Origin of the sequence: Parafrankia sp. Ea1.12, assembly GCF_900465275.1 — a bacterium.
Lineage (GTDB): Bacteria > Actinomycetota > Actinomycetes > Frankiales > Frankiaceae > Parafrankia > Parafrankia soli.
On the sequence record NZ_UBIZ01000198.1, the window covers coordinates 1 to 9,482 of the forward strand.

Annotated in this window: 6 protein-coding genes and 2 pseudogenes; 4 read left to right on the forward strand and 4 right to left on the reverse strand. The window is 71.1% G+C overall.

From position 1 onward, the window contains the following. Positions 1–1,118: 1,118 nt before the first annotated feature. Positions 1,119–1,919: a CAP domain-containing protein gene (locus FMEAI12_RS06900; RefSeq protein WP_131627926.1), complete on the forward strand. Its 801-nt coding sequence runs from the start codon at positions 1,119–1,121 to the stop codon at positions 1,917–1,919. Between the two features lie 95 nt (positions 1,920–2,014). Here the strand turns inward: FMEAI12_RS06900 and FMEAI12_RS06905 are convergent, their stop codons facing one another. After that, positions 2,015–2,311 (reverse strand): hypothetical protein, encoded by a 297-nt coding sequence (locus FMEAI12_RS06905; protein ID WP_112105388.1) that lies wholly within the window; start codon positions 2,309–2,311, stop codon positions 2,015–2,017. 390 nt (positions 2,312–2,701) lie between these two features. On the opposite strand from FMEAI12_RS06905, the pseudogene FMEAI12_RS06910 reads away from it, so the two are divergent. Beyond that, positions 2,702–3,189, forward strand: a pseudogene (locus FMEAI12_RS06910) (toll/interleukin-1 receptor domain-containing protein). Between the two features lie 216 nt (positions 3,190–3,405). Here FMEAI12_RS06910 and FMEAI12_RS06915 read toward each other — a convergent pair. The 3 genes from FMEAI12_RS06915 to FMEAI12_RS06925 form a co-directional block, all read right to left on the reverse strand. Continuing rightward, entirely contained in the window at positions 3,406–4,266 is an 861-nt protein-coding gene (locus tag FMEAI12_RS06915; RefSeq protein ID WP_235013777.1) for an ADP-ribosylglycohydrolase family protein, read from the reverse strand. Positions 4,267–4,490: 224 nt separating this feature from the next. Continuing rightward, positions 4,491–5,090 carry a hotdog domain-containing protein gene (locus FMEAI12_RS06920; protein WP_235013778.1) on the reverse strand — a complete coding sequence of 200 codons (600 nt, stop codon included), beginning with the start codon at positions 5,088–5,090 and terminating at the stop codon, positions 4,491–4,493. Positions 5,091–5,098: 8 nt separating this feature from the next. After that, positions 5,099–6,868: an OB-fold domain-containing protein gene (locus FMEAI12_RS06925; protein WP_112105389.1), complete on the reverse strand. Its 1,770-nt coding sequence runs from the start codon at positions 6,866–6,868 to the stop codon at positions 5,099–5,101. 59 nt (positions 6,869–6,927) lie between these two features. Here FMEAI12_RS06925 and FMEAI12_RS06930 point away from each other — a divergent pair, with 59 nt between their 5' ends. After that, the gene (locus FMEAI12_RS06930; RefSeq protein WP_112105390.1) at positions 6,928–8,232 is read left to right on the forward strand and encodes an acyl-CoA dehydrogenase family protein; all 1,305 of its coding nucleotides are present in this window, start codon (positions 6,928–6,930) and stop codon (positions 8,230–8,232) included. Between the two features lie 5 nt (positions 8,233–8,237). Further along, positions 8,238–9,265 (forward strand): annotated as a pseudogene (locus FMEAI12_RS06935) (phosphotransferase family protein). The last annotated feature ends 217 nt before the right edge of the window (positions 9,266–9,482 follow it).

Consider the following 9,482-nt stretch of genomic DNA (forward strand, 5'->3'; position numbering starts at 1 on the left):
CCACGTGTCCGCAACCCTGGCCGACAGCCATCTCCGCGCCACCCTCACCGGCCACACCCGGGGTGTCCGGCACCGCCGGCCACCCCCCAGACACCGACAATAGCCAGCGCTACCAGCGCATTGCCCGGGAACCTCCAGCAATACGTCCGGAGAGACCGCCGGACACGCCGACCGGCAGCCACCGTGGTCCCCATGAACCCGACGACAGCCACCCAGCACCGCGGCCCCGCCTACGGAGCGAGCCGCGGTCCACCCCGGCGGCCGTCGTCTCGGTGCCATCGAGGGGGCGGCACCGTGCGGCCCCCGCCGACAGCACGCCGCCGATCCCGCCCGCCGAGGCACAGGGCACTCCAATCGGTGCGGCCGCGGGCCGGTGGACCGGTGGGCCGGTGGACCGGTGGACCGGCCAGTCAAGCCGAGCCAGCCACCGTCACGGCTCCACCGGCAAGGAATTCCCCTCGCCCGTAAAGGAGGTAACGGGGGCGGGACAAGAAACATTCGTCCGCTTTTCCGCCGGATCGGCGCCGGAGTGCGTCTCTGATCGGAGCAGGCAAGTAACCGGCAGGATCGTTGGCGACGACTATCCGGCACAGCTGCGGGGACACGTCGAGGGTGACCGCCAACCCCCGACCGTAACTTGGGGGCAGGTAACGCCGAAAAGGTTTGTCGGGGAAGGCCCTCCCTAGCCGAGGGCTTTCCCCGACCGCAGCACCCATCCCACCCGGCAGCTACCGGCCCGACACATGGCCCGGTGGCTACAGCCACCGGCCCCGATCCATAGGTAGAAGGATTCCAGCCAGCTGTCGGCCATTGGACAGTAAACGGGTATCGGGGTGCTAGCACCCTCGGGAAGGACACCGGCCCGCACCCCTGCCGCCACGGCATCGCCGGCCGCTAACCTCATACGCATCCGATGCCAGCAAAGCCACCCGACATCGATTCCTATTCGACCACCGGCCGCCGGAAACGCGGCGTAGTGATGCGGGACGGCCAGACACGGTCCGCCGAGCAGAAAAAAGAGGGCGACAACCGAGAACAAGCCAGACTCGGCGCCGAGGCGATGAGACCGACCGCCGGTAACAGCTACCAGGACCCAACCCATCCCGATGGAGGCCACCGTGCACGTCACCCAGGTCAACAATTCACGAGGCGGACCACACCGCGTCGGCGCGCCGCCGGCTCGCCTCATCAATCGACTGCGCCGCAGCCGGCGGCGCGGAGAGTCCACGTGGGAGCATGTGCGCCCGTTCCGTCGGCTCACCGTCTCGGCCGTCGCCGCAGCAATCGCCCTCGTCGGGTTCGCCGCCGCCGAGTCGCCGGCCGCCCAGGCCGCCCCGAAGAGGCTCGTTCGGATCGACTACTGCGACAGCATCTACGCCGACAAGCCCATCACCCAGCAGCGGGCGGAGACTTCCGAGCTGTCGATGACCTGCCTGATCAACAAGGTGCGGGTCGACGCCGGGGCGCCTCCACTGAGACTCGAGACCGTCTATGCCGCGAACGGCGGGAGTGTTTACCAGACGCCACTGTGGAAGGCCGCCACCGGGCACGCCACCAGGGCCGTCGCGCTGAAGTGGTGGATCCCGGACCCGGTGAACGACCCGGCGGGCAAAAAGACCCACATCGACCCGGAGACCGGTTCCAACCCCACCACCCGGATCAAGGGGGCCGGCTACTGCCCCAACGGCACCTGGGCCATCGCCGAAAACACCTTCACCTCCGCTGGCATGGGGCAGCAGTTCCCGCCTACCCCACGCGGGGTCGTCACCTGGTGGGCGACTGATCCGTACCACTGGCCCACGCTGATCAACCCCACCTACCGGGAGCACCGCATCGCCATCCTGCCCGGGTCCGCCGACCCCAACGCCACCGGCGACCCGTCCGGGACCTTCGTCGAGAACCTCGGCAGCTGCACCTGACCGACCTGAGCCTTCCCAACCGGGGTGCCGCGCCGTCCGAGCAGGCAGCGGACAGCGACGGCGCCCCGGCGGCCTCAACGGCGCCGCCGGGCTTCTTACAGGGGGCGGTGCAGGTGCCGGTGGCCGGCGATGCCCAGCAGCATGAGGCCGGCGAGGCTCAGGAGAACGCCGGCTGCGGTGTAGGCAAGAGTCACGTCGGGGGAGGCGTCGGCCAGACGCGGGATCGCGTTGAAGGGCGCTACGGAGTACATCAGCAGCAGGGACCAGCCGCGCGGGCGTACCGGCGCCAGCCTGGCGCGCAGGCGGCGGGGCACCCGGTCGGCGGCCATTGCCAGTCCTGCGGGCAGCACGGTGAGGGAGAAGAAGACCAGGCCGATCCACTGCCACTTCATGGTGCGGGGTTCCTCTGGTGTGGGAGGTCAGACATGGCGCTCGCGACCCGTTCCTGGTCCGGTGCCTCGTGGTGGCGTTGTACGCCGCCGCCTCGTTCAACGTCGTCGCGCATTGTGTCCTGGGTGTCGCAGGCAAGGGGCGGGGCGCCGGGCGACGAGGAGACCGTGCGATCGGAGAAATTGTCGCGGCCGACACCAGCGCCCTGGACATCGAGAGGCGGCAGAAGCGGGTCCCAACGGAACCCGGCCGGACGCACAATGATGTCCTTTCGACGTGGTTCCAGCTCCCGGGAAGTGCCTCATTCTCGAGTGTCGGACCGACAGCTGCTGGTTCCGGTCCGCGTGGCGGCCTGTGACGGTTCGTGGTCGGGGTGGCAGGGTTGTGCGGTTATGAGTGTGGGGACGGGGGTCCCACCGGTCGGCCGGGACGATGCGGCTGCGGGTGACGGAGCTCCTTCGCGGCGGGTGGATTTTTTCGTGTCGTACACGGCGGCGGACCGGGGTTGGGCGGAGTGGGTCGCCTGGCAGTTGGAAGCGGCCGGTCACGTGGTGGTGCTACAGGGGTGGGACTTCACCGCGGGCGCGAACTTCGTGTATGAGATGCACCGGGCGGCGATGGTGGCGGCGCGGACGGTGGCGGTGGTGTCGCGGCCTACTTGACCTCGGCGTATGCGGAGGCGGAGTGGCAGGCGGCATGGGCTGCGGATCCGTCAGGGGTCGAGCGGCGGTTGGTGCCGGTGCGGGTGGAGGACTGCCCACAGCCGGGGTTGTCGAGGCAGCGGGTCGGGGTGGACCTGTTCGGGGCGGACGAGCGGGTCGCGTGCGGGCGGTTGCTGGCGGCGGCGAGCGGAGAACGACAGCTCTGTCACGGACGCTGACCCCTTCCGTGACTCGTGTGGGGACCGGCGGCCAGCCTGCTGACCATCACCGTTTCCTTGGCACTCCCGAAATCGGGGCAGCTTCAGTTCTGGGAGTTGGTGGTGGTTTTCGGGTAGTGGTTGGGGGCGCGAGGACGAGTCGGGCCGCCTTCGCCGTCCGGCCGCCCTACCTGCGTCTATCGCATGTACGGTGTCGACACTCGGATTGGTCGCCATTCAGCGTGCTGCCGGGCGGCCGATCTGGTCGAGGAGTCCGGTGTCCGGGTCGGTCCAGACGAAGCTGTCACGCTCGCGCGCGGAGTCGCTGGTCATGCCTGTAGCGGCTCCGCGCTGGGGTGGTGGCTGCGCAGGGCGTGCAGCGCCGGGGCGAGCTCGCTGATCTCCGGGGCGTATTCCAGCTGCTGCGCCCAACGGGTGGGCACGGCCGGGGCGCCGTCGCGGGCGCCGAGGAGGCCGCCGGTGATGGCACCGGTGGTGTCGGCGTCCTGCCTGGAGGGCTTCGGGGACCGGTGTGCCCTCGACGAGGGCGGAGACGATCGCGGTGTAGGCGACGCAGGCGTGCACGCAGCGGGGATCGGCGTGGGTGACGGCGCTGATCTCGGCGGCTTCGCGGGCGCACCGGTCCGGGTGGGAGCGGGCGAGGCCGGTGGGCAGGGCGCGCATGAGGCTGCCGTTGCCGGCGCCGGCGCCGGCGCCGCCGCCGCGCGCCGCGGCGGTCGCGGCGGCGCCGGCGGCCAGCGGCTCCTCGCCGTCGGCGATGCGACCCAGGGAGGCTGCGGTCATGCCGCCGATGTCGCGGGGACGTCCCCGGTACCAGCGCAGGAAGTGCTCGGTCACCGCGCCGAGCTGGTAGCCGTCGGCGTAGGCGCGGGCCACGGCGATCGTCAGGTCGGTGTCGTCGGTGCCCTGCCCGGGACGCCACCCGAACGCCCCGCCCCCGGTGATCTCGGTGTGGACGCCGTGGCGGCGCCTGATCTCCTCGGGGGGCATGAATTCCAGGGTGGCGCCGAGCGCGTCGCCGGCGGCCAGTCCCAGCAGCGCGCCGTGGACACGTTGCTGGGGGGTCGGTGTCGTCATCGGTGTGCCCTTCTGGTCGGTGCTGGGGTGCGACTCAGGTCCAGTCGGCGCCGTCGACCTTGACGCTGAGGCGGATGCCGCGCCGGCGCAGCGCGGTCACCAGCTCCGCGGAACGGACGACGCCTTCGGCGCCGAACATCTCCAGCATTACCGACGGATCCGACCAGTAGAGCGCCGGGCCATGCCCTTTCCCACGCCGTGGATCAGCCCGCGGTCCCCGAACGCTAGCGCTGACCAGGCTTGAGGGTGATGAACAGGGCGGTGGCGTCGGCCGTCACGGTCTCACCGTCGTAGAGCGCGGCGGTCAGGAACCGCTTGCGGCCCTCCTCCCGGTCGTGCCGGACCTCGACGCGGAGCCGGACGTCGATCGGGGTGACGGCGCGGAAGTTGACGTTGAGGTAGGCCGTCCGCGCCATCGGCCGGCCGCCCGCGTTCGAGAGCCGCCCCATGATCTCGTCGAACATCAGGGGGATGGCGCCCCCGTGGGCCGCGCCGAAGCCGCCGAGGTAGTACCGGCCGAACGTGACGTGCCCGACGAGGCGGTTGTCGTCGGCCTCGTCGACGTGCACCATCGGCAGCAGCGCGTGCGCGCGGCCCCCGATACCGGGGGTCCGGCCGGCGGCCTGCAGGGTGTCGGCCACCAGGTAGGGCTTCAGGAGTCCGCTGAGCCGCTCGATGTCCAGGCTGGCGTTTCGCGCCACGTCGGCCGGCAGGTCGACGCCGCTCGCGGTGTCCTGCAGGACCCGTAGGGCGTCGAGCATCCGGGCGAACTCGGGCTCCAGCCCGCCGGCCGTCTCGTCCGGCGCCCGCTGGTTCTCCGTCACGACTTCTCCTAGGACCGGCATAGCAGCATCGCGCCGGCGGGGGCGAGCCCGCCGGTGCTGACGGCGGCGACGGAGCAGCCGTCGACCTGGCGCGCGCCGCCCTGGCCGCGTAGTTGGACGACCGCCTCGTGGATCATGCCCATGCCGTGGGTGCGGCCGGCCGAGAGCTGGCCGCCGTGGGTGTTGAGCGCGACGACGCCTCCCTTGCGCGCGATGTTGTGGCCGCCGGCGACGAAGTCGGCGGCTTCGCCGATGCCACAGAATCCCATGGCTTCCAGCCAGGACAGGCAGTTGAAGGTGAAGCCGTCGTAGAGCTGCGCGACCTGGACGTCGGCGGGCCGCAGCGACGCGCGCGACCACAGATGCGCGGACGGGCCGAGCGTCTGCGGTTCGTGGCTCGTCGTGCTCTGGTGCCAGAGGAACCGTTCCGTGATCTGCGTGCCGACCGCCTCGACGAACACGGGTGGGCTGGCCAGGTCGTGGGCGGTCTCCACCGCGGACACGATCACGGCGAGGCTCGCGTCCATCGGGACGTCGCAGTCGTAGAGGCCGAACGGGGTGGTGATCATCCGGGCGTTCAGGTAGTCGCCCATCGTCATCGGGTCGCGGTAGACGGCCTGCGGGTTGAGCGCGGCGTTCGCCCGCTGGTTGATCGCGATCCAGCCCAGGGCCTCGCGGGTCGCGCCGTAGCGGCGGAAGTAGTTCGAGGCGATCATCGCGAGGTTGATGGCGACGGAACCCACGCCGTACGGCGCGATGTACCCCTGCGGCCCCATGATCCGGCCGCCGCGACCGCCGATGCCGTACGGGCTGCCGCCGCCGGGGTTGGCGGCCCGCTGTTGGGCGGCGTAGGTGGACTGCCACACGGTACGGAAGCACAGGACGTGGCGGGCGAGGCCGCCGGCCACCGCGAGCATGGCCGCGACGACGGCGCCGCCGGGGCCGAACGTCTCCGAGCCGCCGTTGTACCAGGTGGGCCGGATGCCGAGAGTGTCGGCGAGCGCGGTCACCCCGCCCTCGGTGAAGCCGCCGATCAGCTCCCCTCCGGGGAAGGTGGAGAGTCCGTCGATGTCGGACAGCTCCAGGCCGGCGTCGGCGACCGCCGCCCTGGCCGCGGCCGCGGCCAGCGTGAGCGGCGGCAGCATCAGCCGCCGGCCGACCGGGGACATACCGATCCCGGTGATCGCCACCCGGTCCTCGAACTTGTCGGCGCGGACCATCGGCCGCACGTGGCGCGCGTGCTCCGCCGGGGCGATGACGTCGTCGGGGAGAGGCCCGAACACCAGGCCCCGTCGCGATTCGTCGCCCTGCGCCGGGCCCGGTTCCTCTGACGCGGTCTCCGCCGGCCCCGGTTCCCCCGGCACCGGGGCGAAGACCGGGAGCCACACGTCCTCGGCCTGCTCGAACCGCACGTGGACGCGCAGCCCGACGGCCGCGTCCTCGGTCGGGATGTCCACCAGACCGGTGATCACGCGGACCCGTGGATCCTCGTCGATCGCGACGGACGCGACGACGAACGGGGGAGGGAAGGCCGGTTCCCACGGCTGGTGGTTGACGGTGACGCCGATGACCGTTCCGCGGCCGCTGACCTCGGTGACCCCGAGACGGTCGGAGTGGCAGTAGCAGCAGACCGGCTGGGGCGGGTGTACCAGCGAGGCGCAGTCCTGGCAGCGCTGGAACCGCAGAACGCCGTCGCGGCCCGCGGACCAGTAGAAGGCGTTGAGATCGTCCACCGCCGGCAGCGGCCGCGGCGTCGAGGGGGAGGCGTTGCTCGTCACCTGCCAAATAATATATTGTCGACTTGAGAAAGCAATCCCGGGATCGCTGGAGGCGCGCCGTGTGGGAGTTCGAGACCGAGCCGGAGTACCAGGAGAAGCTGGACTGGGCGGAGCGTTTCGTCCGGGAGGAGGTCGAGCCCCTCGACGCCCTGTGGCGGCACCAGGTCTTCGAGCGGCCGATCGACCCGGTCATCGGGCGCATCGTCGGCCCGCTCAAGCAGCAGGTCCGCGACCAGGGCCTGTGGGCCTGCCACCTAGGCCAGGAGCTCGGCGGCCAGGGTTACGGCCAGGTGAAGCTCGCCCTGCTCAACGAGATCATCGGCCGGGCGGCCTGGGGGCCGGTGATCTTCGGTACGGCGGCGCCCGACACCGGTAACGCCGAGATCCTCGCCCACTACGGCACGGAGGAGCAGAAGCGGCTCTACCTCCAGCCGCTGCTCGACGGCGACATCGTCTCCTGCTTCGCGATGACCGAGCCGCAGGGCGGCTCCGACCCGGGCATGTTCACCACCCGGGCCGAGCGGGACGGCGACGGCTGGGTGATCAACGGCCTGAAGTTCTTCGCCTCGCACGCCAAGTGGGCCTCGTTCTACCTGGTCATGGCGGTCACCAACCCCGACGTCGGCATCCACCACGGCGCGTCGATGTTCATCGTGCCGAGCGACACCCCCGGCATCGAGATCGAGCGCAACATGGCCCTGTTCGGGCAGGATGTGCCCGGTCAGGGCACGCACGGCCTCGTCCGCTTCACCGACGTCCGGGTGCCGGTCGAGAACGTGCTGGGTGGCGAGGGGCAGGCCTTCGCGATCAGCCAGACCCGGCTCGGCGGCGGGCGGATCCACCACGCGATGCGCACCGTGAGCCAGGCCCGCCGGGCGCTGGACATGATGGTCGAGCGGGCCCTGAGCCGCGAGACGAAGGGCAGCCGGCTGAGCGAGAAGCAGTCGGTGCAGAACTATCTCGCCGACTCCTACGCCGAGCTCACCCAGTTCCGGCTCTTCGTGCTGTACGTGGCGTGGCGCATCGACAAACTGAAGGACTACCGGGCCGTCCGGCACGACATCGCCGCGGTGAAGGTGCTGACCCCGCAGGTCATGCACAACATCACCCAGCGGGCGCTGCAGGTGCACGGCGCGCTCGGGACGACGAACGACCTGCCGCTCAACGAGTGGTTCTCCGGCTCGATGATCCTGGGCCTGGCGGACGGCCCCAGCGAGATCCACCGGGTGACGGTCGCCCGCGCTGTGCTCAGGCAGGGAACGCCGACCGAGGGCCTGTGGCCGACGCAGTGGCTGCCGCTGCGCCAGGAGGCCGCGCGCAAGAAGTGGGCCGAGTTCCTCGAGCCCGCGGGCGCGGACCAGTGAGCCAGGTGGCGAGCGACACCGGCTCGGCGCTCGACGTCGACGCGCTCGGCCGGTGGCTGGACACCCAGGGCCTGCCCGTCCAGGTGCGGCTGCTCTCCGGGGGCCGGCAGAACGAGATCTTCGAGGTCAGCCGGGGCGAGTTCCGCGCCGCGCCGCGCTGCGCAAGCCGCCCGCCGCGGCACCGGCCGAGCGCGACGCCGGGATCCTGCGCGAGTGGCGGATCATCGAGGCGCTCACCGGTACCGACGTGCCCGTCGCCGACGGTATCGCCGCCTGCGCGGACCCGAGCGTGATCGGCCGTCCCTTCTACCTGATGGATGTCGTCGACGGCTGGTCGGTGATGAACACGCCGGGCTGGTGGGCGCCGCCGTTCGACACCGACCTCGAGGCGCGCGGCGGGCTGGCCTACGAGCTCATCGACGGCATCGTGAAGATGGGCGCCCTCGACTGGCGGGCCCGCGGCCTGGGCGACCTCGGCCGTCCCGACGGCTACCACGACCGGCAGGTCGCGCGCTGGATCCGCTTCTACGAGCGGATCCGGGCCCGGGAGGTCCCCGGGCTCGACGAGGCGACCCGGTGGCTGGCGTGCCACCGGCCGCTCGACTTCGTCCCCGGGATCATGCACGGTGACTACCAGTTCCCGAACGTCATGTTCCGGCACGGCACGCCGGCCCGGCTCGCGGCCATCCTCGACTGGGAGATGGGCACCGTCGGCGACCCGAAGCTGGACGTCGCCTGGGCACTGCACAGCTGGCCGGAGGACCCCACCGGCCCCTCGGACAACGAGTACCTCGTCGGCATGCCGCCCCGCTCGAAGCTCCTCGCGTTCTACGCGGAGCGCTCCGGCCGGCAGGTGGATGACTTCGACTACTACCTGGTGCTGGCAAAATGGAAGCTGGCGACCGTCCTGGAGCAGGGCTACCAACGCGCGAACGGTGACCCGAAGCTCGAGGACTTCGGAGGCTACGTGGTCAGGTACATGAAGGAAGCGGCGGAGACCGCCGCATCGAGCGACTATCCCGCGGTGTCGTGACAGAGGATGCGGACATGACGGGCGAACGCCCGCGCCGAGGGCGCCCGCCCCGGACGGCCACGTGAGCCTCCCGTGACGACACGTGACGCTGACCCGAGCGCGATCCGGCTGCTCGCCTCGGGTCGGCGGCGCTACGGCAACCTCAAGGACGAGGCGGCCAGCTTCATCCGGGAGGCGATCGTCTCTCGTGCGCTGCCGCCGCGCAGCAAGATCGATC